Annotated in this window: 15 protein-coding genes and 1 pseudogene; 7 read left to right on the top strand and 9 right to left on the bottom strand. The window is 73.2% G+C overall.

Annotated elements, in window-relative coordinates:
* The first annotated feature begins 630 nt into the window (after positions 1 to 630).
* From ACZ34W_RS24235 to ACZ34W_RS24205, 7 genes are all read left to right on the top strand, one after another.
* Complete coding sequence (locus tag ACZ34W_RS24235; protein WP_352291314.1) at positions 631 to 1,587, top strand: TauD/TfdA dioxygenase family protein; 957 nt, start codon at positions 631 to 633, stop codon at positions 1,585 to 1,587.
* Between the two features lie 100 nt (positions 1,588 to 1,687).
* Positions 1,688 to 2,962 (top strand): ROK family protein, encoded by a 1,275-nt coding sequence (locus tag ACZ34W_RS24230; protein WP_465606982.1) that lies wholly within the window; start codon positions 1,688 to 1,690, stop codon positions 2,960 to 2,962.
* A gap of 105 nt (positions 2,963 to 3,067) precedes the next feature.
* Positions 3,068 to 4,654, top strand: a complete 1,587-nt coding sequence (locus ACZ34W_RS24225; protein ID WP_465606980.1) for an ABC transporter substrate-binding protein — start codon at positions 3,068 to 3,070, stop codon at positions 4,652 to 4,654.
* A gap of 3 nt (positions 4,655 to 4,657) precedes the next feature.
* Positions 4,658 to 5,602, top strand: a complete 945-nt coding sequence (locus ACZ34W_RS24220; protein ID WP_329491832.1) for an ABC transporter permease — start codon at positions 4,658 to 4,660, stop codon at positions 5,600 to 5,602.
* A gap of 5 nt (positions 5,603 to 5,607) precedes the next feature.
* Positions 5,608 to 6,465: an ABC transporter permease gene (locus tag ACZ34W_RS24215; protein WP_465606977.1), complete on the top strand. Its 858-nt coding sequence runs from the start codon at positions 5,608 to 5,610 to the stop codon at positions 6,463 to 6,465.
* Positions 6,462 to 8,228, top strand: coding sequence for a dipeptide ABC transporter ATP-binding protein (locus ACZ34W_RS24210; RefSeq protein ID WP_465606975.1), 1,767 nt, complete (start codon positions 6,462 to 6,464; stop codon positions 8,226 to 8,228). Before ACZ34W_RS24215 ends, ACZ34W_RS24210 begins: the two co-directional genes overlap by 4 nt.
* On the top strand, positions 8,225 to 10,630 hold the full coding sequence (locus ACZ34W_RS24205; RefSeq protein ID WP_465606973.1) for an arylsulfatase: 2,406 nt from the start codon (positions 8,225 to 8,227) through the stop codon (positions 10,628 to 10,630). The genes ACZ34W_RS24210 and ACZ34W_RS24205 overlap by 4 nt, the downstream gene beginning before the upstream one ends.
* Positions 10,631 to 10,988: 358 nt before the next feature.
* On the opposite strand, the gene ACZ34W_RS24200 is transcribed toward ACZ34W_RS24205, so the two are convergent.
* From ACZ34W_RS24200 to ACZ34W_RS24160, 9 genes and pseudogenes are all read right to left on the bottom strand, one after another.
* Positions 10,989 to 11,600, bottom strand: coding sequence for a hypothetical protein (locus ACZ34W_RS24200; RefSeq protein WP_465606971.1), 612 nt, complete (start codon positions 11,598 to 11,600; stop codon positions 10,989 to 10,991).
* 35 nt (positions 11,601 to 11,635) lie between these two features.
* The gene (locus ACZ34W_RS24195) at positions 11,636 to 13,534 is read right to left on the bottom strand and encodes a coiled-coil domain-containing protein (protein WP_465606969.1); all 1,899 of its coding nucleotides are present in this window, start codon (positions 13,532 to 13,534) and stop codon (positions 11,636 to 11,638) included.
* Complete coding sequence (locus ACZ34W_RS24190) at positions 13,531 to 14,199, bottom strand: sensor domain-containing protein (RefSeq protein ID WP_465606968.1); 669 nt, start codon at positions 14,197 to 14,199, stop codon at positions 13,531 to 13,533. The genes ACZ34W_RS24195 and ACZ34W_RS24190 overlap by 4 nt, the downstream gene beginning before the upstream one ends.
* Before the next feature lie 1,141 nt (positions 14,200 to 15,340).
* Positions 15,341 to 15,742, bottom strand: coding sequence for a hypothetical protein (locus tag ACZ34W_RS24185; RefSeq protein ID WP_465606966.1), 402 nt, complete (start codon positions 15,740 to 15,742; stop codon positions 15,341 to 15,343).
* Between the two features lie 867 nt (positions 15,743 to 16,609).
* Complete coding sequence (locus tag ACZ34W_RS24180; protein WP_465607117.1) at positions 16,610 to 17,131, bottom strand: TerD family protein; 522 nt, start codon at positions 17,129 to 17,131, stop codon at positions 16,610 to 16,612.
* A 532-nt stretch (positions 17,132 to 17,663) separates the two neighbouring features.
* Positions 17,664 to 17,774, bottom strand: a pseudogene (locus ACZ34W_RS24175) (IS5/IS1182 family transposase); the annotation flags it as partial.
* Between the two features lie 110 nt (positions 17,775 to 17,884).
* Positions 17,885 to 18,265, bottom strand: coding sequence for an STAS domain-containing protein (locus ACZ34W_RS24170; RefSeq protein ID WP_465606964.1), 381 nt, complete (start codon positions 18,263 to 18,265; stop codon positions 17,885 to 17,887).
* Positions 18,266 to 18,330: 65 nt separating this feature from the next.
* A complete protein-coding gene (locus ACZ34W_RS24165; RefSeq protein ID WP_465606962.1) occupies positions 18,331 to 20,781 on the bottom strand; it encodes a SpoIIE family protein phosphatase in 2,451 nt (816 codons plus the stop codon).
* A gap of 59 nt (positions 20,782 to 20,840) precedes the next feature.
* Positions 20,841 to 25,136: a HAMP domain-containing protein gene (locus ACZ34W_RS24160; protein ID WP_465606960.1), complete on the bottom strand. Its 4,296-nt coding sequence runs from the start codon at positions 25,134 to 25,136 to the stop codon at positions 20,841 to 20,843.
* Between the last annotated feature and the right edge of the window lie 119 nt (positions 25,137 to 25,255).

Genomic DNA, 25,255 nt, shown 5'->3' with positions numbered 1-25,255 from the left:
ACGCACGCCCGCCATCGCTCCGACACCGGCCGCAACGGGACGCAACACCGCCGCAACTCCGCTGACCAGCAGGCAGAACGGCGATTGACAGCAGGCCTCGGCGTTCAGCACGATGAGCGCCGAGCCCACTCGCAGCACGCCGGAAGGAGGGCCGATGACCGACGTACTCGGGGTCCCGTGCCCTGCCTGTCCCCGTCCCTGCCGTGGCCACGGCCGCAGCCGCTGTTGTCGCTGAACGCCCGCTCCCGCCCGGGGCCGTGCTGAGCCCGTACCGCTGATCCGGTAGAGCCCGGCGCCCGCCCCCGGGCAAGGCGCCCACCGACCGTGCGCCCGTCGGACAGCCGTCCGCCACTGCCGCACACCCGGCGCCGCCCGTACTCCCTGCACGGCACCGCACGGCACCGCACGGCACCGCACGGCACCGCGCCGCGCCGGTGTGGGGCCGCGCCGCCCTGTGCCGCCCCTCCCTGCGCCGCGTTCCGCATCCGGTCCGCGCCAAGCCGGCCGGTCCTGCCGCACGCCCGCCCTGCCCCACACCGGCGCGGCCGGCCGGCATCTCCTTGCCGGTCCGCTCCTTCGCCGTCCCGTCCCCCTCCCGTCCCCCCTCCCCGCGAAAGCCGAGGTTCCACCATGACCACCGCCCTCACCGAGCTCCGCATCACCCCGGCCGCCGGCCGGATCGGCGCGATCGTGCACGACGTCCGGCTCGGCGGCGACCTGCCCGCCGAGACCGTCGCTGCCGTCGAGGCCGCGCTGTACGAGCACAAGGTGCTGTTCTTCCGCGGCCAGAACCACCTGGACGACGCCGAACACGAGGCGTTCGCCCGCCTGTTGGGCCAGCCGGTCGGCCACCCGACGGTGCCCAGCGCGGACGGCCGGTACATCTTCGAGCTGGACGCCACCAAGGGGGTGCGCGCCAACAACTGGCACACCGACGTCACCTTCGTCCCGTCCTACCCGAAGGCCTCGATCCTCCGCTCGCTGGAACTCCCGCCGGCCGGCGGCTCCACCGTCTGGGCCAACACCGTCGCCGCCTACCAGGACCTGCCGGAGCCGCTGAAGGTGCTGGCGGAGAGCCTGCGGGCGGTTCACACCAACGACTACGACTACGCGGCGAGCCTGGCCCTGCGGCCCGAGCTGGCCGACAACGCGGAGATCGCCAAGCTGTTCCGCCAGGTGTTCGTCTCGACCGCGTTCAAGACCGAGCACCCGCTGGTCCGCGTGCACCCGGTGACCGGCGAGAAGACGCTGCTGCTCGGCGCGTTCGCGCAGCGCATCGTGGGCGTGTCGGGGGCCGACAGCCGCGCCCTGATCGACCTCTTCCAGCGGTACGTCGAGCGGCTGGAGAACACCGTGCGCTGGGAGTGGCAGGTCGGCGACGTGGCGGTCTGGGACAACCGCGCCACCCAGCACTACGCCGTCAACGACTACGGCGACGAGCCGCGCCTGGTCCGCCGGATCACCCTGGACGGCGACCTGCCGGTGGGCGTGGACGGCACCCCGAGCCGTCTGCTGGAGCCGACCGAGCCGCCCAAGGTGGCCGGTCTCGTCCCGGCCGAGGAGCTGGAGGCCTCCCTCCCGGCGTGAGCCGACCGGCCCGGGCCCGGGCCGTCCCCCGGGCCCGGGCCACCACCCGCAGGCCGGCGCCCCGCAACCCCGTAGCCCCGCAGCCCGAAAGGCACCCGCGATGTCCGACACGCTCCCGCACCCCGCCCTCCGCCCCGCGGACGAGCGGCGGACCGGCGACGACCGCCGCATCGGGGACGAGCGGCGGGACGTCAACGCCGCCACCGTGCTGCGGACCGTGCTCGACCGCGGGCCGATCGCCCGCAGCCGGGTCGCCGCACTCACCGGGCTGAGCGCCTCCGCGGTGTCCCGGCAGGTGGTGGACCTCACCCGGATCGGACTGCTCTGCGAGCGGCCCGAGTTGACCGGCGGCGGGGCGGGCACGGTCGGGCGGCCGCAGCTGCCGGTGGACGTCGACACCGGCCGACTGGCGGTGGCGGGGCTGCACATCGGGGTGCCGTACACCACCTTCTCCCTGCTGGACCTGCGCGGAAACGTGCTCCGCCGGCAGGAGTTGAGCAACCGCGGCCGTACCGGGCACGCCGTGCTGGGGCCACTGCTGGAGCGGCTGCCCCGGCTGCTCGCCCAGGTGCCGGGCGGCCGGACGGTGGTCGGGCTGGGCGCCGTCACCGGTGGCACGGTCGATCCGGACCGCGGCATGACGGTCCGGCATGACCCGCTCCAATGGAAGGACATGCCGCTCGGCGACTTGCTCTCCCGGGCCTCCGGACTGCCGGTGCGGGTGGACAACCATGCCCGTGCGCTCACCCAGGCGGAGATCCTCTTCGGGCACCCGGCCGCCCGCCGCTCCATGGTGCACCTCTTCGTCGGGCACGTGGTGGACGCGGCGCTCGCGGTGGCCGGCGTGGTGCACCTGGGCCCCGCCTCGGCCACCGGCGACGTCGCCCACCTGCCGGTGCCGGGCGACGACACGCTCTGCCACTGCGGCCGGACCGGCTGTCTGGCGGCCGCCGCCTCGGACACCACGCTCTTCGAGGCGGCGGCCGCGGACGGGATCACCTCCCGGCCCGACCGGGCCGAGCTGATCGCCGCCGTGCAGGCCGGGGACCGGCGGGCCGACCTCCTGGTCCGCCGCCGGGCCGCGATCGTCGGCCGGGCCCTCGCCCTGCTGGCGGACGTGGTCAACCCCGACCTGCTGGTGCTCACCGAGACCTTCGCGGTACTCGATCCGGTCTACCTGGACGTGGTCCGGGCCGAGTTCGCGCTCCGCTCGCACCTGCACCGGGACGCGGACCTGCTGATCGCCCAGCGGCGCGGGGCCGACGCGCTCGCCGTGGCGGCCGGCGCCGCCGTCCTGGGCGTGCTGTACGCCCGGCCGCTCCAGGCGACGGCGTCCGCCCCGGCGCCGCCCGCCGGCCCCGGCCGGCTGCTCTGACCGGACGACCCCGCCACCCCACGACCCGGCACCTCCCCGCCGTCCAGTACCCCAGCCCCACCCCCTCCCACTCGCCCGCCCGACCACCCCGTCGAAGGACCCGTTATGACCGCGTTCACCACTTCCTCCGCCCCCGGCGTCTCCCGCCGGGCCCTGCTCCGCGGAGGCCTCGCCGGCGCCGGCCTGCTGACGCTGGCGGCCTGCCGTTCGGCCGCGGACACCGCCACCTCCGCCGCGGGCGGATCGGCGGGCCCGCGCCGGGGCGGCGTCCTCACGGTGGGCGCCGGTGTCGACTTCACCCCGAGCCTGCTCTTCGCCCAGAGTGCCAACACCCTCGTCCAGCGCCTGGTCTTCAACACCCTGACCAGGTACGACGACCGGCTCCAGCCGCAGCCCGAGCTGGCCACCTCCTGGCAGGTGGCGGCGGACGGCACCGGGGTCACGCTGAAGCTGCGCGAGGACGTGCTCTTCCACAGCGGCCGCAAGTTCACCGCGGACGACGTGGTGTTCGCCGTCAAGAACCTCCAGAACCCGGCCCGGTCGGCCCAGTTGCGGTCCACCGCCGCGGCCGTCACGGACTTCCGGAAGAACGGCGACTTCGAGCTGACCCTCGTCCTCGCCCACCCGGTGAGCAACCTCTTCGACCTCTTCGAGTTCATGATCATCCCGGATTCGGTCAGCGTCGAGGAGGCCGTCGCCGGCACCAGACTGATCGGCACCGGCCCGTTCACGCTCACCGACCGCAAGCCCGGCAGCTCCATCACCTTCGCCCGCAACGAGAAGTACTGGAACCCCGGCCGGCCCTACCTGGACGGCGTCGAGATCCGGATCGTCCCGCAGGCGGAGTCCCTGCTGTCCTCGCTCAGGACCGGCCAGACCCAGCTGTCCTACTCCGTGCGCGGCAAGGACGTGGCCACCCTCAAGGACGACCCGCAGTTCCACATCAAGCAGTACGACACCGGCGCCGGCGCCTACTACATCGGCGCCAACCTCACCGGCGAGCACGTGGGCGACAAGCGCGTCCGGCAGGCCATCGCCTGGGCGGTGGACCGCGAGCGGCTCGTCCAGCAGGCCCTCGGCGGGTACGGCACCGTCTCCTCCGCCCCCTGGCCCAAGTCCTCGCCCGCTTACAGCGAGGCCAACGCCACCCGCTACAGCCACAACCCGGACAAGGCGCGGGCGCTGCTCAAGGAGGCGGGCCTCGACAGCATCACCCTGCCGTTCGCGCACTCCAACGAGCCCGGCTCCACCGCCGTCGCCCAGATCCTGCAGTACGACCTCAAGCAGGTCGGCATCGAGACGGTGCTCCAGCCCACCGATTCCCCCACCATGCAGAAGCAGCTCATCTCCCAGACCATGCCCGCCCTCTGGACGCTCAGCCACGGCTTCGCCCAGCTGCACCCGGCCACCCTGGCGGTCAGCGCCTACCCGTTCAACGAGGCGAAGAACAGCTCGCGCTTCAGCTCGCCCGCCTACACGGACGTCGTCCAGAAGGCCTGGAACCGGCCGGACAGCGACGGCGCCGAGGCCAAGGCGCTCTACCAGCAGATCACCGACGTGCTGCTGGACGAGGAGTTCGTCATCGACCTCGCCATCGCCGGCCTGGTCGAGGTCGCCGGCGGCAAGGCCCGCGGCGCCGACCTCAACAAGTTCGGCTACCTCAACCTCGACGACGCCTACCTGGCGGCCTGACCGATGCGCACCTTCCTCGTCAAACGGCTGCCCTCGGGGCTGCTCGTCCTCGTCCTCGCCTCCTTCCTGGTCTTCCTCATCCTCCGGCTGATCCCCGGCGACCCGGCCACCTCGCTGGCCGGGCCCGACGCCGGCCCGGAGGCCGTCGCCGCCGTCCGCGGCCGGCTCGGCCTCGACCGACCGCTGCTCACCCAGTACGTCAGCTGGCTCGGCCACCTCGTCACCGGGGATCTCGGGCCCAGCTACGCGATCGGCGGGCAGGTCGCCGACCTGATCGGCAACGGCCTCGGCGCCACCGTCCAACTCACCCTCGGCGCCCTGCTGCTGGTGATCCTGATCGCCCTCCCGCTGGGGGTGCTCGGCGCGACCACCCGGCGCCGGCCGGTCGCCGCCGCCGTCCGCGCCTTCACCACCGCCGTCCTCGCCGTGCCCCCGTTCGTCACCGGCGTCCTGCTGGTGCTGCTCTTCGCGGTCACCCTCGGGCTGCTGCCGGCCGGCGGCCACGAGTCGCTGCTCGACCAGCCCGACCTCGCCGTCCAGTACCTGCTGATGCCGGCCGTCTGCCTGGCCCTGCCGAGCGCCGCCGTGCTCGCCCGCTACCTCAAGGACGGCATGGAGCGCGCGCTCGCCGAGGACTACGTCCGCACCGCCACCGCGCTCGGCGTCTCCCGCCGGCGGATCGTCTGGCAGCACGCCCTGCCCAACGCGCTGCCGCCCGCGATCACCGTGCTCGGCCTGCAGATCGGCCAACTCATCGCCGGCGCCGTCCTGGTGGAGCGGATCTTCGCCTGGCCCGGCCTCGGCCAGCTGATCGAACAGGGCGTGATCCGCCGCGACTACCCCGTCGTGCAGGACCTCCTGCTACTGATCGTCGCCGTCTACGTCACCGTCCAGCTGCTCACCGACCTGGTGTACGCGTGGCTGGACCCCCGGATCCGGTGGGAGTGAAACCCATGACCGTCCTCACGGCCGACCGGCCGAAGTCCCCCGGCGCCCGCCGCCACAACCGCTACCTGGCCGGGCTGCTGACCGGCCGCGGCCTCACCGGCCTGGTCCTGGTCGGCGTGATCGCCCTGGCCGCCCTCGCCGCGCCGCTGCTCACCGACCTCGACCCGAACGCCCAGAGCGCGCTGGCCCTGGCCGGGCCGAGCGCCGCCCACCCCTTCGGCACCGACGACCTGGGCCGCGACCTCTTCAGCCGGGTGCTGCACGGCACCGGCACCGACCTCGCGATCACCTTCGCCGCGGTGCCGGTCGGCGCCCTGCTGGGCTGCTCCTTCGCCCTGCTCGCGGCCTCGTCCCGGGTGGCCGACCTCGCCGTCCAGCGCGTCTTCGACCTGCTGCTCGCCTTCCCCGGGATCATCCTGGCCCTGGCCGTCACGGCCGTCCTCGGCCCCGGCCGCTGGCCGGTCCTGATCGTCGTCGCGCTCGCCGAGATCCCGGGCTTCGGCCGCCAGTTGCGGGCCGGCATCCTCGTCCAGCGGGAGCGCGAGTACGCCCTGGCCGCCCGGGTCGGCGGAGCCTCCCGGCTCCGGGTGCTGCTGCGCCACGTCGTTCCCAACGCGGCCGACCCGCTGATCGTGCAGACGGCCGTCGCGCTCTCCATCGGCGTCTTCATCGAGGGCGCGATGAGCTTCCTCGGCCTCGGCGTCCGGCCGCCGGAGCCCACCCTCGGCTCGATCCTCAGCCAGTCCGTCGCCTACCTCTCCACCCAGCCCACGTTCGCGGCCGCCCCGCTGGCCGCCACCACCGCCCTGGTCCTCGGCTTCACCCTGATCGCCGAGGCGCTGAACAAGGGAGCGCGCCGATGAGCCGCCCGGCGAGCCACCCGGAGCACGGCCCCGACAGCCGCCCGGCGAGCCGCCCGGAGCACGGCCCCGACAGCCGCCCGGGGAGCAGTCCCGAGAGGGGCCCGGTGCTCCGGGTCCGCGACCTCACCGTCGAGTTCGGCGGCGCGGGGGAGGGAGCCGGAGCCGCCACCGGCCGGAGGGTCGGCGCCGTCCCCGGGGTCCGCGCCGTCGACGGGGTCGGCTTCGAGCTGGCGGCCGGGGACACGCTCGGGCTGGTCGGCGAGTCCGGCTCCGGCAAGTCGACCACCGCGCTGGCCCTGCTGCGGATGCTGCCGCCGGGCGGCCGGATCACCGGCGGTTCGGTCGAGCTCGACGGCCAGGACCTCGCCGTGCTGCCCGAGCCGGCCCTGCGCGAGCTGCGCGGACGGCGGATCGCGATGATCTTCCAGGATCCGATGTCCTCGCTGAACCCGGTGCTCACCGTGGGCAAGCAACTGGACGAGGCCCTGCGGGCGCACGGCACGACGGACCGCACCGCGCGGGCCGCCCGGGCGGTCGAGCTGCTCGGCCTGGTCGGCATCCCCGACGCCGCCGGCCGGCTGCGCGACCACCCGCACCAGTTCTCCGGCGGCCAGCGCCAGCGGATCATGATCGCGCTCGCCCTCGCCCACGACGCCGAGGTGCTCGTCGCCGACGAACCGACCACCGCACTCGACCCGACCGTCCAGCAGCAGATCCTCCGGCTGCTGGCCCGGATCAACCGGGAGACCGGCACCGCCCTCGTGGTGATCAGCCACGACCTCGGCGTGATCGCCCGGACGTGCCGCCGGATCCTGGTGATGCGGGAAGGCCGGGTGGTCGAGCAGGGCCGGACGGCCGAGGTGCTCGCGGCGCCCCGGCACCCGTACACCAAGGAGCTGCTGGCCGCCGTGCCACGGCTGGACGCCCCCTCCGAGGCCGCCGCCAACAGCACCCCGGGCCCCGAACCGCTGCTCACCGTCAGCGGGGTGGGCAAGACGTACGGGCCGCGCCGACGGGCCGTCACCGCGCTGGACGGCGTCGACCTCGTCCTGCACCCCGGCGAGACGCTCGGGCTGGTCGGCGAGTCCGGCTCCGGCAAGTCGACGCTGGCCCGCGCGCTGGTCCAGGTGCACGCCCCCTCGGCCGGCACCATCCGGTTCCGCGGCGAGGAGTTCGGCCGCGGCGGCGGCGCCGCCGCCCGCCGCGAGGTGCAGATGGTCTTCCAGGACCCGTACGCCTCGCTCAACCCCCGGATGACGGCCGGGCAGATCATCGCCGAACCGTTGATCGCCCACGGGCTCGGCGACCGGGCGACCCGGGAGAAGCGGGTCGCCGAACTGCTCCGGCAGGTCGGGCTGGATCCGGCCACGGCCGACCGGCACCCGCGCGCCTTCTCCGGCGGCCAGCGCCAGCGGATCGGCATCGCCCGGGCGCTGGCGCCCGAGCCGAGCGTGCTGATCTGCGACGAGCCGGTCTCCGCGCTGGACGTCTCGGTGCAGGCGCATGTGATCGAGCTGCTCGCCCGGCTCCAGCGCGACCTCGGGCTCGCCATCCTCTTCATCGCCCACGACCTCGCGGTGGTCCGGCAGGTGAGCCACCGGATCGCGGTGATGCACCGCGGCCGGATCGTCGAGACCGGCCCGGCCGACCGCGTCGTCACCGCCCCCGAGCACCCGTACACCGCCGAACTCCTGGCCGCCGTCCCCCGGCTGGAGTCCGCCCCGCAGCCCGCCCCGCACCTCACCACCCGGAGCCCCGCATGACCAGCACCCCGGACCCGCACCGCCCCGCCACGGACGCCCGCCCCGCCGAGGACGGCACCGGCACCGCCGCCGACACCTTCGCCGACCCGCACCGCCGCGACCCCTACGCCGGGTTCCCCGGCACCGTCGGCCGCACCTTCGGCGCCTCCACCCCCGCCTGGCCGGAGCCGGTCCGCCCGCGCGAGGGCGCGCCCAACATCGTCGTCGTCCTGATCGACGACATGGGGTACAGCGACATCGGCCCGTTCGGCTCCGAGATCCCCACGCCCACCCTGGACGGGCTCGCGGCGACCGGCGTCAAGCTGGCCAACTACCACACCATGCCGCTCTGCTCTCCCGCCCGCGCCGCCCTCCTCACCGGCCTCAACCCGCACCGGGTCGGCTACTCCTTCGTCGCCAACGCCGACCCCGGGTTCCCCGGCTACGGCATGGAGGTCGCTGGGGACATCCCCACCCTCGCCGAGCTGCTGCACGACCGGGGCTACGCCACCTACGCCGTCGGCAAGTGGCACCTCACCCGGGACTCCGCCTCCAACGCCGCCGACAACCGCGCCAACTGGCCGCTGCAGAAAGGCTTCGACCAGTACTACGGCGTGCTGGAGGGCCTCACCAGCCTGTTCCACCCGCACCAACTCGTCCGCGACAACAGCCCGCTGGACATCGACGAGTTCCCCGAGGGCTACTACTACACCGACGACATCACCGACCAGGCGATCGCCATGGTGAAGTCGCTGCGGGCGCACGACGCCGAGAAGCCGTTCCTGCTCTACCTGGCGCACAACGCGGTGCACGGCCCGCTCCAGGCCAAGCCGGCCGACCTCGCCCGGCACAAGGGCCGGTACGACGGCGGCTGGGACGAGCTGCGCGCCGCCCGGTTCGCCCGCCAGCTCGCCGCCGGTCACTTCCCGCCCGGCACCGAGCTGCCCGAGCGCAACGGCGAAGCCGGTCACGACGTCGGCCCGTGGGACGAACTCACCGACGTCCAGAAGAAGGTGTACGCCCGCTACATGGAGGTGTACGCCGCCATGGTCGACAACGTCGACCAGAACCTCGGCCGGCTCACCGACACCCTCGCCGCGCTCGGCGAACTCGACAACACCATCATCGTGTTCACCTCCGACAACGGCGGCACCGGCGAGGGCGGCGCGGAGGGCACCCGCAGCTACTTCAGCCGCTTCGTCCACCACCCGAACCTGCCCGAGGACTGGAACCCCGACGTGGAGCGGGAGATCGAGCTGATCGGCGGCCCGCAGTCCCTCGTCCACTACCCGCGCGGCTGGGGCATGGCCTCCAACACGCCGTTCCGCTTCTACAAGGGCCAGACCTACGCGGGCGGCGTCCGGGTGCCGTTCGTGCTCTCCTGGCCGGCCGGGCTGCCCCGCGCCGAAGCTGACGGCGGGGTCCGCGCGCAGTACCAGTACGTCACCGACATCCTGCCCACCCTGCTCGAACTCGCCGGTGTCGAGAGGCCGTCGGAGCGCGGCGGGCAACCGGTGCAGTCGCTCGACGGCATCAGCTTCGCCCCCGTGCTGCGCACGCCCGGCGCGCCGTCCACCCACCCCGAGCAGTACTGCGAGATGACCGGCAACCGCAGCTACTACCGCGACGGCTGGAAGCTGGTCACCCTGCACCGGTTCGGCGCGCCGTACGACGACAGCGAGTGGGCCCTGTACGACCTGCGCACCGACCCGACCGAGATCCACGACGTCGCCGCCGACCACCCGCAACTGGTCGAGGAGTTGGCCGCCGCCTGGGAGGCCGCCGCCTGGCGCAACGGCGTGTTCCCGCTGGCCGACGGCAGCGGCGCCCTCGCCCTGCGCGGCCCCGAGGCCGACCGCCTCCGCCGGCCGGTCACCCTGCTGGCCGGCACCCCCGAGCTGGAGCGCTACCGCTCCTCCCGCCTGATCTCCTTCCGCTCCTTCGCCGTCGAGGTCGAGCTGACCGCCCACGGCGCGGACGACCGGGGCGTCCTGGTCTCGCACGGCGACCAGGGCGGCGGCTACAGCCTCTACGTCGAGGACGGCCGGCTGCACTTCGCCTACAACCAGTACGGCGAGCTCTTCGAGGCCGACGGCGGCCCGCTCGCGCCGGGCGCCCGCCGGATCACCCTGGAGGCCACGGCCGTGGCCGACCTCAAGTGGGAGTTCCGCATCCTGGTGGACGGCGCGGAGGGCGGCCGGCTCGGCCCGGTGCACCAACTGATCGGCATGGCACCGTTCCAGGGCATCAGCGTCGGGATCGACCGCAAGTCCCCGGTCTCCTGGCCGGTGCACGAACGGCACCGCTCCTTCCGCTACACCGGCGGGCTGCACGCCGTCACCTACCTGCCCGGTGAGCCGGCGCCGTACGACCCCGAGACGGTCGTCCGGGCGCTGCGGGAGGCGGCGGCCGCGTTCGAGTAGACCGCCCGGGCCGGGCGGTAGGGGCAGCCCCGCCCCTACCGCCGCGAGGCGGACGGCCTCAGCGACCGGGGCTGTTTGCGCCCCGGGGGGAGAACCACCGGCCACCGTCCTGCTGTTCTCTGCCAGCGGCCGCGCGAAGGCGTCCGCACCGACGCGACGGTACGGACCCTGGCCACCCGCTACGGGGGATGGCTCCGGGCAGTGGGGTCCCCCGACCAGAGCACCGGCCAGTCGCACCCTCCCGACCCACCGGACACCCTCGTACGAGGGGCGCCCGACCCGGGGCGGGCGCACGGGGCCGCCCTGAGGTCCCTGTGCGCCCGCCGCCCCGAGCCGGTGGTCCACCACCTGCGCGGGTTCACGCTCGAAGGTTCTTCGACCAGTCTCCCCGAGAGCGGTAGGCACGGCCGTCACCGATCTGCTTCATCCCACCGGGGAGGACGTCCCCGTGGTACGGGTACTGTTCCGTCACCGCCGCCAGCAGGAACTCGAGGAATCCGCCCTCGAAGAGATCCCACTCCCGCATCGAGTCGAACTTGGCGGCGACCGGCCATCGGTCCGGGTCGGGGTCCCGCATCAGCCAGAAGAAGTGGTCGGAGTTCCAGTTGTTTCCCCACTTCAAGAGGCCGCCCTCGGCCGGGAACAACGGATACGGGCACTCGTCGTAGTCCCCGTCCCGGTAAGCCTGGGCCAGCCAGGCACAGTATCCGTACGGGTTCGTCGTGCCGTACAGGAATCCGGCGAAGCCGGGCGGCTCCCCGATCTTGGGACTGGGCGCTGCCGATGGTGTGTAGATGTGGAGTTCGTCGCTGATGCTGACCATCCCGTACCGGTCGGCGAACGCCCGGTAGTCCGCCGGCAGCTGGAAACCGAGCACCTCCGGCCCCGACTCCCAGGGGACGGGGACCACCCCGTCCAGAGGCGGCCCGATCACCGAGCCGAGCCGCTCCAGCATCTTCTCGATGCTCACGTCCACTCCCATCAGTCGTCCGTTCTCGCCCGGGGCTAGTTGCCCAGGGATACCAGGCCGTTCGGGCCGTACGTGCGGTTGTCCACGAATGTCCGGGCGGAGTCCGTGGTCGCCCCGGTGGTGGCGTCCCAGGCGTGGAGCGACATCGCCCACCCGTTCGGAATGGTGCTGCCGGGGCTGTTGTACTGCGGGAACACGTTGTACAGCACAGGGCCCCGGCCCATGACCTTCCCGGCTCTGGTCTCGAAGGTCCGCATGCTGTTGGTGATCGTGCCGCCGGTTCGCTGGTTGGTGTTGGCCCCCCGCTGGAAGCACGGCGTCAGGTTCGGCTCGTCCGCTGTTCCGCCGGCCATGCGCGGTACGGAGTGGCAGCGAGCGATGTCGGAATCCGAAGTGAACCCCAGGGTGGCCGCCCGCGCCTTGGCATCGGTCCAGCCCCGGATGTCGCCGGCCGCGGCCTGCCCCCTGCTGGAGCCGGGCGTGCCTTCGAGACAGGCATTGACTCCCTGGTTGCGGTTCTGACCGTCCGGCGGCAGGTAGCTGACCCACCCGCCGCCGTTCAGGGGTACCGCCCCCGTGGGCTCCAGATCCTTGCAGGTGGGGACGCGCCGGTCGGCGTTCTCCTCGGAGCCGGGGTTGCCGGGTGCCGGAGCGGGCTCCGGGGAGGCGGGTACTTCCTGAACCGTCGTGATCCCGTCGAGGGGGAGCGTTTCACCGTCGCGGTACGCGACGACCCCGCCGGATTCGAAGACCTCCGGGGCCAGCACGGGAGCCGGGGCCGGGGCGGGGGCCGGGGCGGGAGCTGGAGCTGGAGCCGGGGGTGCGGTAGCGGTGGGGGCCGGGCCCGGGGACGCGGTGGTGGCCGGTGCCGGTGCCGGTGATGCCGGGGATGCGGTAGTGGTGGGCGCCTGGACCCGTAGTGCCGTGTAGTGCCCGTTGGGCTTGCGGGCCAACCCGTCGTAGGGGACGGCAGGGCTCGTGAGCATGGCCGCCTGCGCGGCCGGCAGCCGCCGGACGGCTTCGGGCGTCAGGTACGCCGTCCCCGGCCGCGGGTCGACGATCGTACCGCTCTGCTGCCCGTACTGCTTCATGGCGGAGGTCTGCGGCTGCCGGTAGGGGCTGTCTGCCGTGTCGGCTTCCCGGCCCCGGGCCTCGTGGTCGCGCTCCGGCGGCGCGGGAGCGTCGCCGCCCTGATCCATCGTCACCGCCGGATCGGGCGGGGTCCGGGCCAGGCTCTGGAGGACCTCGGCCATCTCCTGGAGCAGCTGCTGGGTCTGGACCTGGAGCTGCTGGGACCTGGCCCTTGCCGCGGAGGACTTCTCCGCATTGGCCCTGGAAGCGGCGTTGAGCTGGGATTTCCGCGAGTTGAGCTGCGCCTCCTGCTGCCTGACCTCGCCCTCCTCGCCCTGGAGCTTGGCCTCCTCGGCCTTGACCTGGCTCTGTTCGGTCTGCAGCTGGGCCGCTTCGGCGTTGTAGCGGCCGACCGCGGCGGCCTGATCCGCGGGAGGCTTGGCCGCGTTGTGGGCGTCTATCTTGCCGCTCAGCGTCCTCGCGCGCGTGTTGTGGGCGTCGATCTCGCTGTTCACCGCGGCGGCCCTGGCGGACAGCGCGGTGTCGGCGCTCTCCACCTCCGCGGCTTCCTTGGTGATCCGCTCGGCCTCGGCGACCACCTCCCTGACCATCTGCTCGATTTCGGCCTCCGTCCGCTTCTGCGCCTCGACCTTCTGGGCGAGCGCCGGGGCGACGGCCGCGACGTCCCTGGGCTGGGCCAGGGCGGCCACGGTGTCGGGCGGGGCCATGACCGGCGTGTCGGCCGCAGCCCTCGTCACCGCCGCCGTGCCGACGAGAGGCAGCAGGAGCGCCAGCACCAGGGCGACGGCACGCCCCACAGCCCGCCGGGGGCGGCCGGCCGGCCCGAGCGGGGTCGCGGTCATCCGGTCACCTTCTTGGTGAGCTCGTCGGCCACCTTCCAACTGGTCGCCTCGCCGTCACCCGCCTGGCACACGGAGACCTGCACCAGGCTCGTGCCCTTCACCCACGCCTGGTGATAGCAGGCCCAGCCCGCGCTACCCTGCTGCGCCGCGGTCCACGCCACCGCGACCTCAGTGCTGGGGCGCGCCGTGTAGACCCACTTCGAGCTGCGGCCGGCCTGCCCGGCGACCGTGGCCGACGGGCACTTGGCCAGGCCCTCGGTGAGCGTCCGGAAAGCGGCGCCGGCCTTCTCGGCCTCCGGGAAGACGCCGAACACCTGGTTCACGGTGTGGCCGCCGGTGCCCGCGGAGTCCTGGTAGGTCGCCGACAGGAACGCCTTCCACGCCTGCCCGTAGACCGCCTCTGTCGTCGGCCCCGCCGCGACGGCGCACTCCGACGGCGCCACGTCGAGCGGCGCGTGGGGCCGGTCCGACTGCGGGCCGGCGACCACCGTCGTCCCGGCCAGCCGGCTGACACTGTCAGCGCCGAGGAGCTGCGCCTGGACCGTCCCCGCGGCCACGTGCGGCGCACGTCCCGTCGGCTGCTGAGGCCACACCCACCACCCGATACCGGCCAGCACCAGGCAGGGAAGGAGAGCGGCCACGAGCAGCGGCCAGTGGCGCAGCACCTTGGCTCCCCGCCGCGTCGCCCGTACCCCGGGCGGTACCGCCGCCTCCGACGAAGGCTCCGCCCCCCGCCCCGCGACCGGTTGCGCGGCAGCCGACGCGGGTTGCGGTGTGCCTCGGCCCGGCGGTTGCGCCGGCGGCGCGAGGGCGGACGGTGCCGCGGCAGACGACGCGGCGGACGCTGACCCGACCGGGGCTGATGGCGGGCAGCCGCTGTCGCCGGGCCGGGGCGCCACCGCGTGCGGCGTCTGCTGCCAGGCGGGCGGTGTCGGCGTGGCTGGGTCCTGGTTCCCGTAGTGGTCCGTCATGGCGTCCTTGTCGTCACGGGGGTTCGGGTCGGGGCTGTTGATCGGTGGCACGGGACGGGGAGGAGGAACACCGCGAGCATCACGGCGGTGGAGGTCGGGCCGGATGGTCGGCACGGCCGACCGGAGCTCGGCCGCGGCCATCGGCGTTGCCCGCGATTCCTGGCACAGCGACGCCACCTTGTCCGCCCAGCTGTCGCCGGTACGGCGTGAGCCCGACTCGCCTGCCAGCACGCCGGCCGGCAGCCGGAGACCCCTTCGCCTCCGCCGTCGGACCCCCTCCCTCACGTACGCGCACGGTCGTCAGGAATGGGGCAGCCCGGGTCGGCCGCGCACGGGGAGGCGGGGGTCGCGGAACCTGCCATCCGCTGTCGATGCTGACGCGTCGCCGGACAACCGCACAGGTCAAAGCACCGGCCACGTATGGCCGGTGGTCAGGATGAGGTCGCTACGGCCGCCTCCTCGCGGATGCGCGGGCCTGAACGGCGGACACGCCCGGAGAATCGGTGCCGCGCCACCACCGGCATCCTTCTCGCGGGGCGGGGGAGCGCGACGGATCGACTGGCCCTGCTGCTGGTGCCGGACGCCGGGGGCACCGGTCGGATGCCGTGGTGGGGCGGGCTGTTGCGGACCCCCATCGGCGTTCCGCGATGAGGCCGGCACGGCCGCTGAGGTGCGCGCCGAAGGCACCAGCCGCGGTGCCGGGGGAGTTCGGAGCGTTCTATGGCGGCCCGGACGATCGAGCGTCCGCGCCGCTGCAACCTGCCCGGGCTGTACGGCAAGGAGCACCTGATGGTGCCGGCAGCGGCGACCGCCCCTCAGGCCGCCGGACCCGGTATCAGGGTTGCCTCGACGGCTCCGGCTGGCGGGTCGTGATCTTCACGCGGGCCACCGAGTACGAGTCCGATCGGGTCGACGTCTTCACGGTCAACCTCCGCACCATGGTCCCCTGGCGTGCCGGCAACCCGACCGCGGCCCTCCCGACGGTGTTCAAGCTCGTCGAGTCCGCACCGGTCGACGGCGCGCAATCACCGGCGCTCACCTGGCCCCCCGGTTCGTACCGGCACCCGCTTCGACGGTGGCGTCCGGGGCCCGGCGCGGTGCGCGTCACCTCCGTCGCGATGCGGGTGGCACGGGTGTTGAGGCCCACCTGGGTGGGAGTCAGGGCGAGGGCGTGCCGGAAGGTGATCTTCTCCGGCAGGTCGAGGGCGACCTCGGGGCCGCCCTTGCGGTGGTGCACTGCTCCTGGTACGCGACTGGCCACTGACCCGGCCGGGGGACGAGTAACCTCGCCTACCTCGCCCAGTTCCCGCAGATCGGCCCGGCCGTTCCCGACTCGGCACCCGATGAGTACTACCGCGGCGGCCGCCGCCACGCGGTGGTGCTGTCCGTTCGCGGGTACGCCGCCGAACAGGCAGTGTCGGCCATAGCCGCCCACACCCACCCGTCGGGGGCGACGGTCCTCACCGTCACCGGGGAGCTCGACTAGCACACGGCCCCGCGGCTGAGCCGGATGGCGGAGGGTTGCCGCTGGCCGCCGCCGTCCCGCTCGTCCTGGACGTCGGGGGCCTGTCGTTCTGCGGCTCGATCGGGGTCTCGGCGCTGCTCTCCGGCTACCAGCGGGCCACCGCGGACTCGGCGCCGTTCGCCGTCGGGGCGCGGGCCGGGATCTGGCGCAGATCCTCCAGATCACCGGTATCGACCGGATCTTCGGCCTCTACGAGAGCGCGGACCAGGCCGTCGCGGCCTGCGGCTGACCGGGCCGACCGCAGGCCGGGGGAGGACGGTTGCGGCCGAGCGGCGCACTTCCGGAAGGCCGGGGCCGGCTGTCAACGTGTGGCGGCGTACCCGGTGCTTGAGGACGCCGCTGACCGATCGAGCCATCGGCGCGGTGGACCGGGGGTTCGGGGCCCCCGGACTGTTCCAGCACCATTCGGCATCCGTCACGTCAGAACGCTCCACAGCCCGGGGCCGACCAGAGAGACCAGCTCACTGTCGCACCGTGACAAGATCCGAACCACGGGGGAGACGGCCCGCACCGCACGGTGTCGGCAGGAGTTCTTCGAGGCATCCCGGCCTACTCGTGCCCGACCTTCTGCAACAGGTCTCAGGTGCCCATGATCCTCGCGAAAGTCGCCGGATCGGCATCGAAGCCGTGGACGCCGGGCTGGAATCCCCAGGCCCCCGAGCTGTCCCGGACGAACTCCGCGACCCTCGCCGCTGTTGCCTCACCGGCGCCGGCGAAGTCCACAGCCGCGAACTCATCGCGCCCGTTCCGGATCTTCACCACGGGGTTCGCTATGTCCCCGAACGTCAGTCGGCCGGCGTTCTGTTGGATGGCGACGCCCACGACCACCCGGACGTAGCGGTCGGCCAGACGGTCGAGCTCCAGGACGAGGCGTTCGTCGACGCCGAGGCCCTTGCCGTCAAGGCTGTCCCGGGTGAGGGTGATCGTGCCGTCGGGAGCGCGGCTGTCGAAGTGAACCAGGTAGGCGGGGGCGCCGGACGGGGCGGCGGCGGTGTACGTCGCGGCGACGAGGTCCAGATCGTGACGGGCCGAGCCTGCGGGACTCGGATCCCACAACAGGCCTACTTCGATCCGTTCCAGACCCTTGTTGAGACTGCTCACCGGACTGTCCCTTCGTCGTCGCACCGACCGGATCTGCGCTGTTGCGTACCAGTCCTTGGCGGTTAACAGCATTGCACTAATATGTAATTGACATACTATCAATGTCAGCCGGCGCCCGGGCCGACACGGGCGTGACCGTGCTCGTCATCGAACCCCAAATCCGCCCTCTCCGTGACCTCCCCAGACTTCGGGCCCCGCGAGACCTTCGCCGCCCCGACAGCGGCCGCTGGCCGACCGGCGGCACCGCAGAGCCGCTGCCTACCCGAGCCACCGGCCCGGGGTGGGCAGCTCACGCGCGCAGGCCCTCATACCGGCTTCTGTCGCGGCGGCCTGTGTGAGCTCCAGGGACTCGTCGGCCGGGAGCTCGGGCCGCGCGTAGCGCACCTGGCGCAGCGGTCCGGCCCCGGTCCCGCCCGGTCCGTGGTGTGAACGGTGACACGTACCGGCCGAGGTGGCGCAGCGCGGCCGCAGGGTGCGACGTTCGGGGCTGGTGAAGCCGGTGCCTACCGATCCGGCGTAAGAGGTCCTGACAAAGGCGTTGGACGTGGCGGTGGGTGATCAGGCAGGTGGCGAGGCCGAGGAAGGCCTCGTGGATGTCGTCGCGCCGTTCCCAGCGGATGCGCAGGCGGCGGAAGCCGTGGAGGGGGAGCGTCGTTCACCGGGCCTCCCGGCCGAGCGGGTCGGACGACCGTCACCGGCCTGCCGGGGGCGTGCCTGCCGTCGCCGCGGGCCGCGGCCGGAGGGGCCGGCTGCTCACCCCGCGCCGCTGCGCGTCCGCGCCGGGCGGATGTCCGCCGCCCTCGCGTGGACGGCGAACGTCGTCGCCGTCTCGGTCGTGTCCAGGACCCGCCACACCCTCGGCCGTACTCCGGCCAGGCGCAGTGACGTACCCGCACGCTCGGCCTCCGACCGCAGGAGCAGGGGGGCGTTGAGCCCGGTGGAGTCGCAGAAGCCCACGCCCCGCAGATCGACCGCGAGCACATCGAGGCGGACGCCGTCCACGAACAGCTGATGCGGCGCGGTGTCATCGGAGAGCTGCTCGCGAGCGAGGCGGAGCTGGAGCCCGACATCGCGTTCGGCATCGCGGCGGCCGAGGTGGTGGACGACCGGTTCGCCGCCCACCTGCTGGAGCACTGGAAGGCCGACCGCAGTTCGCTGCGCTCACCCCTGCGGGCCGGGCTCAGGCGGGGCCCGACGGCTCAGCGGACCGTGATCCCGATCAGACAGGTGTCGTCGTCGGTGTCGGAGCTGCTGTACCGCAGGAGGTGGTCGAGCCGGCGGTCGAGCTCCGCGACGCCGTCCGCGTCCCCGGCGGTGCTCAGCAGGTCGGCGAGCGACTGCTCCAGGGAGCGGTCCCGGCGCTCGATCAGGCCGTCGGTGTACATCATCAGGGTGTCCCCGGGCTCCAGCCGGATCTCCCCCTCGTCGTAGTCGGCCTGGTCGATCGCACCGAGCAGGATGCCGGCGACGGCGGGCAGCTCGGTCGCGCGGCCGTCCCGCACCAGGATGGGCGGGAGGTGACCCGCCCTGGCCCACCGAAGGGCCCGGGTCCGCGGATCGTAGAGGGCGCAGACGGTCGTCGCGGTGACGTTGTCGGTGAGGTGGTGGGTCACGGTGTTCAGCCAGCCCAGGAGCTGGCCGGGGCCGGCACCGGTGGCGGCCAGCCCGCGCAGGGCGTTGCGCAGCGCGACCATCCCGGTCGCCGCTTCGATGCCGTGTCCGGCGACGTCGCCCACGCACAGCAGCACCTGCCCGGTGGGCAGGGCGAGGGCGTCGTACCAGTCGCCGCCGACCAGGTGGTCCTTCTCGGCGGGCCGGTAGCGCACCGCCACGCGCAGGTCGTGCAGGTCCAACGGGCCGCGGCTGGGCGGCATGATGGCGTGCTGCAGCTGCAGGGCCAGCCGGTTGCGTTCGGCGGCCTGCTGTTCGGTGTGGGCGAGCTGGTCGCGGGTGGCGGCGAGGGCGACCTCGGTCCAGTGCTGGGCGGAGACGTCCTGGTAGGCGCCGCGGACGGCGACGATGCGGGCGTCGGCGTCGAGGACGGGCTCGGCGACCACCCGGATGTGCCGGGCGATCCCGTCGGCGCGCTGGAGGCGGAAGGCCGTCGAGGCGGGCCGCTGGTGGTGTAGCAGGGTGCGCAGGAACCGGCCGATGGCATGCCCGTCGTCGGGGTGCGCATGGGTCGGCAACTGCTCCAGCGGGACGGGTTCGGCGTGCGGGGGGAGGCCGTGGAGGTCGAACAGGGTCTCGTTCCAGGCGATCTCGCCGGTGTGCAGGTTCTCCTCGAAGCCGCCGATGCGCCCGAGGCGCTGGGCGTGCTGGAGCAGGTTGGCGACCCGGGCGGTACCGTCCTCGGTCCGCCACACGACGACCGCGTAGGCCCCGTGGCGGCTGATGCTCACCCGGGCCCGGGTGGTCAGTCGGACGCCGTCCACCAGCGCGGACAGGATCATCCCCGGCGAGCGGAAGGACTCGCCGGTCGCGAGGACGTGTTCGATCATCTCGAAGAGGCCACCCGGCTCGGCGGCCAGCGGGTAGGCCTCCAGCAGCCGGGCGCCGAGGATGGCGCTGCGCGGCCGCCCGGCGAAGTCCTCGAAGCTCGGGTTGAGGTGCTTGATCAGGTAGTCGGTGGCCCGGCCGGACGCGTCGACGTCCGGGTGCATGATCAGGCAGGGGTCGTTCAGGCCGTGGACCAGTTCCAGCAGGTCGGTGGTCTCCGGGTCGGCGCCGCCGTTGGTGTCGGCGACGGCCGGGCGGGACTCCAGGGCGGTGGCGCACAGTTCCGCCAGGGCCTCGAACTGCCGTTGCAGCGACTGGGACTGCGGAGGCAGGCCGCCGCTCCAGCAGACCTCCAGGACGCCGGTGATCCGGCCGCCCGCGCCCGCCGGTACCGCCAGCCGTCCGCCGCCGAACTCCCGCTGCCCGATCGAGGGGAGGCCCGCGGCGGCCAGCGACTGGTAGGTCGCTGTGGCCCGCTCGGTCAGCGCGCGGCGCGCGGGGACGGGCACCCCGGGCGGGACATGGCGCCAGCGCCTCGCCTCCTCCTCCGCGAAACCGGCACTGCCGGCCAGCGTCAGGGACTGGTCGGAGTTGGCCGCCCAGATCGCCACCGCCTGCGCCCCGAGCGGCCGCAGCGCGTGTTCGAGGGCGGACTGCGCGACGGCCTGGACGTCGTCGGCCCCGAGCATGCCGGTCTCCGCGCTGCGCAGCCGAACGCCCACCGACGGTTCGCCGGTGGAGGCCAGGAACTCGCGGGCGAGGTCCGCGATCCGGTCGTGCGAGGCCTGGTTGACCAGGTCGGCCGCCAGCTCCAGGACGGACACGTTGGACTGGCCCGCCAGGTCTTCGAGCTGCCGGAGGGCGTCGGCGGGGCCGTAGCCCAGGCGCTCGACCAGGATCCCCTTGGCGAGCTCGATCAAGGCCCGGCCGTCCGCCTCGGCCCGCGCCAGGGTGAGTTCGCGGCGCAGGCGTTCGACGGTGGTGGTCAGCCGGCCGATGACACCGGAGTCGGCGGGCTTGTCCGGAGGCCGGCCGACCGGCGACCGCTGGGCGACGACGGACTGGGCGGGCATCCGGTTCGTCACGTCGCCGTGGTGCGGCGCGGGGTTGGGGCGGTCGTCTGCGTCCCGAGGCGGTTGGCGGTCGCGCATCGGTATCTCCTCGGGTTGCACGGTGTCGGGTCGGGTGGCCTGGTCCGGTGGGGGTCGCGCTACGGCCTCAGCCACCGCTCGATGCAGGTGATCAGGTCGCGCGCGTCGACCGGCTTGGTGACGTAGTCGCTGGCACCGGAGGCGAGACTCTTCTCCCGGTCACCCATCATCGCCTTCGCGGTGACGGCGATGATCGGCAGATCGGTGTACGCGGGCATGGCGCGGATCGCGGTGGTGGCGGCGTAGCCGTCCATCTCCGGCATCATGACGTCCATCAGGATCAGGTCGACACCGGCGTTGCGGGTGAGGGTGTCGATCGCGGCGCGGCCGTTCTCCGCCTGCAGCACCCGCATGCCGTGCAGTTCCAGGATCCCGGTCAGTGCGTACAGGTTGCGGTCGTCGTCGTCGACCACCAGGACGGTCCGTCCGGCGAGCGAGCCGTCGACGTCCTGGGCGAGCGGGGTGGCCGGGTCCTCGGCACGGACCAGCGGCAGCACGTCGCCGGGCTGCTCCGCGCTCAGGTGCAGGGCGATGCGCTCGCGCAACTCGTCCAGGCTGGAGAGGAGTTCGAGCGGCTGCACGGTGGCGCGCTGTTGCAGGAGCCGCTCCTGTTCGGCCCCCAGGCGCCGGTTGTTGTGCGCCAGGACGGGCACGCTGTGCAGCGCGGCGTCCCGTGCCATCTCCTCCAGGAAGTCCAGCGCCGCGCCGTTCGGCAGGTCCAGTTCGAGGACCACGCAGTGGCACGGCGTCGCGGCGAGGGTCTCCGCCGCCTCCTGGGCCCCTACCGTGGTGATGACCTCGACCGCCCCGCGCGGTCCGCCGAGGTCGGCGTGCCCGGTCAGGTCGGCGACGGCGCTCTCCGCGACGAGGGAGAGCAGGCCGCGCTGCCGCTCCTCGATGACCAGCAGCCGCTTGGGCTGGGCGACCTCCGGCGTGCCCGACTGCCCGGCCTGCTCGTCCTGGCGCGGCCGGGCCGACTCGGCCGGGCCGGGCTCCAGGGCCTCCCGCGGGGCCTGGCCGCTCAGTTCGACGAACTCCGCCCTGGCCGCGGGCAGGTAGAGCGAGAAGGTGCTGCCCTTACCCGGGGTGCTCTGCGCGGTGATGGCGCCGCCGAGGAGGAAGGCGATCTCCCGGCTGATGGACAGGCCCAGGCCGGTACCGCCGTACTTGCGGCTGGTGGTGCCGTCGGCCTGCTGGAACGCGCCGAAGACGCTCTCCAGGTGCTGGGGGTCGATCCCGATGCCGGTGTCCACGACGTGGAAGGCGACCACCGGACCGTCGTCGCGGCGGGCGACGTCGGGCAGCTGCGCGCCGTCCGCGAGCTCGATGCGCAGGTCGACGCTGCCCCGCTCGGTGAACTTCACCGCGTTGGACAGCAGGTTGCGCAGGACCTGCCGCAGCCGGTAGTCGTCGGTGAGCAGTTCGGCGGGTACTCCGGCGGCGGTGGTGACCTGGAAGGCCAGGCGCTTCTGGCTGGTCAGCGGCCGGAACGTGGCCTCGACGTAGTCGAGCAGCTGGCGCAGCGGGATGCGCTCCGGGGAGACGTCCATCTTCCCGGCCTCGACCTTCGAGAGGTCGAGGATGTCGTTGATGAGCTGCAGCAGGTCGGAGCCGGCGGAGTGGATGATGCCGGCGTACTCGACCTGCTTGGCGGTCAGGTTGCGGGTCGGGTTCTGGGCGAGCAGCTGGGCGAGGATCAGCAGGCTGTTCAGCGGGGTGCGCAGCTCGTGGCTCATGTTGGCGAGGAACTCGGACTTGTAGGTGGAGGCGACAGAGAGCTGGTGGGCGCGGTCCTCCAGCTCCTGGCGGGCCTGCTCGATCTCCAGGTTCTTGGTCTCGATGTCCCGGTTCTGGGCGGCGAGCAGGGCGGCCTTGTCCTCCAGCTCGGCGTTGGAGGACTGCAGCTCCTCCTGACGGGCCTGCAACTCCGCGGATCGGACCTGCAGTTCGGAGGTGAGGCGCTGGGACTCGCCGAGCAGCTCGTCCGTCCTGGCGTTGGCGACGATGGTGTTCACGTTGACGCCGATGGTCTCCATCAGCTGTTCCAGGAAGGCCTGGTGCACCGGGGTGAAGTCCTGGAGCGCGGCGAGCTCGATGACGCCGAGCACCTGCTCCTCGACGACGATCGGCAGCACGATCAGCGAGGCGGCCTCGGCCCGGCCCAGGCCCGAGGAGACGCTCACGTAGCCGGCCGGCAGCCGGTCGACGGCGATCGTGCGCCGGCTGCGGGCGGCCTGGCCGACGAAGGACTCGCCGAGCCTGAACCGGGTGGGGCTCGCGCCGGCGGGGAAGGCGTAGGACCCGATCAGGTTGAGGAAGGTGGCGCCGCCGGTGTCCTCGGCGAGGTAGAAGGCGCCGTACTGGGCGGCGACGAGCGGGGTGATCTCGTCCATGATCAGCTCGGCGACGACGGGCAGGTCGCGCCGGCCCTGCATCAGGGCGGAGATCCGGGCGAGGTTGGACTTGAGCCAGTCCTGCTCCTCGTTGGCCCGGGTGGTCTCACGCAGGGACTCCACCATGAAGTTGATGTTGTCCTTGAGGTCGGCGACCTCGCCGGAGGCGTCCACGGTGATCGAGCGGGTCAGGTCGCCCTCGGCGACCGCGCTGGTGACCTCGGCGATCGCGCGGACCTGGCGGGTGAGGTTGCCGGCCAGCTCGTTGACGTTCTCGGTGAGCCGCTTCCAGGTCCCGGAGACGCCCTCGACCTCGGCCTGCCCGCCGAGCCGGCCCTCGCTGCCGACCTCGCGGGCCACCCGGGTGACCTCCGCGGCGAAGGCCGAGAGCTGGTCGACCATCGTGTTGATGGTGGTCTTGAGCTCCAGGATCTCGCCCCGCGCGTCCACGTCGATCTTGCGGGTGAGGTCGCCCTTGGCGACGGCGGTGGTGACCTGGGCGATGTTGCGGACCTGGCTGGTGAGGTTGTGCGCCATGAAGTTGACGTTGTCGGTGAGGTCCTTCCAGGTGCCGGCCACGTTCGGGACCCGGGCCTGGCCGCCCAGGGTGCCCTCGGTGCCGACCTCGCGGGCCACCCGGGTCACCTCGTCCGCGAACGCGGAGAGCGTGTCGACCATCGTGTTGATGACGCCGGCCAGCGCGGCGACCTCGCCCTTGGCCTCGACGGTGATCTTCTGCGAGAGGTCGCCCTTGGCGACGGCGGTGGCCACCTGGGCGATCGAGCGGACCTGCCCGGTGAGGTTGGAGGCCATCACGTTGACGTTGTCGGTGAGGTCCTTCCAGGTGCCGGACGCACCCCGGACGGTGGCCTGGCCGCCGAGGTTGCCCTCGGTGCCGACCTCGCGGGCCACCCGGGTCACCTCGTCCGCGAAGGCGCTCAGCTGGTCGACCATCGTGTTGATGGTCTCCTTCAGCTCCAGGATCTCGCCGCGCGCGTCCACCCGGATCTTCTGGGAGAGGTCGCCCTGGGCGACGGCGGTGGTCACCTCGGCGATGGAGCGGACCTGGGCGGTGAGGTTGTCGGCCATGACGTTGACCGACTCGGTGAGGTCCCGCCAGGTGCCGGAGACGTCCCGGACGTCGGCCTGGCCGCCCAGGCGTCCCTCGGTGCCGACCTCGCGGGCCACCCGGGTCACCTCGCCGGCGAAGGCGCTCAGCTGGTCGACCATCGTGTTGATGGTCTCCTTCAGCTCCAGGATCTCGCCGCGCGCGTCGACGTTGATCTTCTGGGACAGGTCGCCCTGGGCGACGGCGGTGGCGACCTGGGCGATCGAGCGGACCTGGGCGGTGAGGTTGCCGGCCATGAAGTTGACCGAGTCGGTGAGGTCGCGCCAGGTGCCGGAGACACCCTTGACGTCGGCCTGGCCGCCGAGCCGGCCGTCGGTGCCGACCTCGCGGGCCACCCGGGTCACCTCGCCGGCGAAGGCGGACAGCTGGTCGACCATCGTGTTGACGGTGTTCTTGAGTTCGAGGATCTCGCCGCGGGCGTCGACGGTGATGGTCTGCGACAGGTCGCCCTTGGCGACGGCGGTGGCCACCTGGGCGATGTCGCGGACCTGGGTGGTGAGGTTGCCGGCCATCGCGTTGACGGAGTCGGTCAGGTCCTTCCACGTCCCCGACACGCCGGGCACCTTGGCCTGGCCGCCGAGCCGGCCGTCGGTGCCGACCTCGCGGGCCACCCGGGTCACCTCGGAGGTGAACAGGGAGAGCTGGTCGACCATGCCGTTGAACACGGTGGCGATCTCGCCCAACAGCCCGTCGGCATCGTCGGGCAGCCGGGTGCCGAAGTCGCCGTCGCGTACGGCGGTCAGCCCGGCCAGCAGCCGCCGCAGGTCTGGTTCGCCGACCTGCGCGGTGTCGCTCGTCGTGCGCTGTGCCTGGGACTTCGTCGTGCCCGCCATCGGGACGTCGCTTCCTCGTCAGGTGCCGGGCCGAAGGCCCGCCACAGTCACCGCCCGCTCCGGCCTGTGAGCCCGGCCGAGGGCCGGGCCACAGGCCGCGCAAGGCACCAGTCCGTACC

The sequence above is a fragment of the Kitasatospora sp. NPDC022856 genome (assembly GCF_055561235.1).
The sequence above is the reverse complement of the archived record's forward strand: the minus strand, read 5'-3'. Positions and strand labels throughout refer to the sequence as shown.

What these genes read in the sequence shown, in the direction of transcription:
- ACZ34W_RS24210 (WP_465606975.1), top strand. Translation starts at nt 6,462, where the DNA reads ATGAGCCGCCCGGCGAGCCACCCGGAGCACGGCCCCGACAGCCGCCCG.
- ACZ34W_RS24220 (WP_329491832.1), top strand. Translation starts at nt 4,658, where the DNA reads ATGCGCACCTTCCTCGTCAAACGGCTGCCCTCGGGGCTGCTCGTCCTC.
- ACZ34W_RS24160 (WP_465606960.1), bottom strand. Translation starts at nt 25,136, where the DNA reads ATGGCGGGCACGACGAAGTCCCAGGCACAGCGCACGACGAGCGACACC.
- ACZ34W_RS24195 (WP_465606969.1), bottom strand. Translation starts at nt 13,534, where the DNA reads ATGACCGCGACCCCGCTCGGGCCGGCCGGCCGCCCCCGGCGGGCTGTG.
- ACZ34W_RS24230 (WP_465606982.1), top strand. Translation starts at nt 1,688, where the DNA reads ATGTCCGACACGCTCCCGCACCCCGCCCTCCGCCCCGCGGACGAGCGG.
- ACZ34W_RS24205 (WP_465606973.1), top strand. Translation starts at nt 8,225, where the DNA reads ATGACCAGCACCCCGGACCCGCACCGCCCCGCCACGGACGCCCGCCCC.
- ACZ34W_RS24215 (WP_465606977.1), top strand. Translation starts at nt 5,608, where the DNA reads ATGACCGTCCTCACGGCCGACCGGCCGAAGTCCCCCGGCGCCCGCCGC.
- ACZ34W_RS24225 (WP_465606980.1), top strand. Translation starts at nt 3,068, where the DNA reads ATGACCGCGTTCACCACTTCCTCCGCCCCCGGCGTCTCCCGCCGGGCC.
- ACZ34W_RS24165 (WP_465606962.1), bottom strand. Translation starts at nt 20,781, where the DNA reads ATGCGCGACCGCCAACCGCCTCGGGACGCAGACGACCGCCCCAACCCC.
- ACZ34W_RS24235 (WP_352291314.1), top strand. Translation starts at nt 631, where the DNA reads ATGACCACCGCCCTCACCGAGCTCCGCATCACCCCGGCCGCCGGCCGG.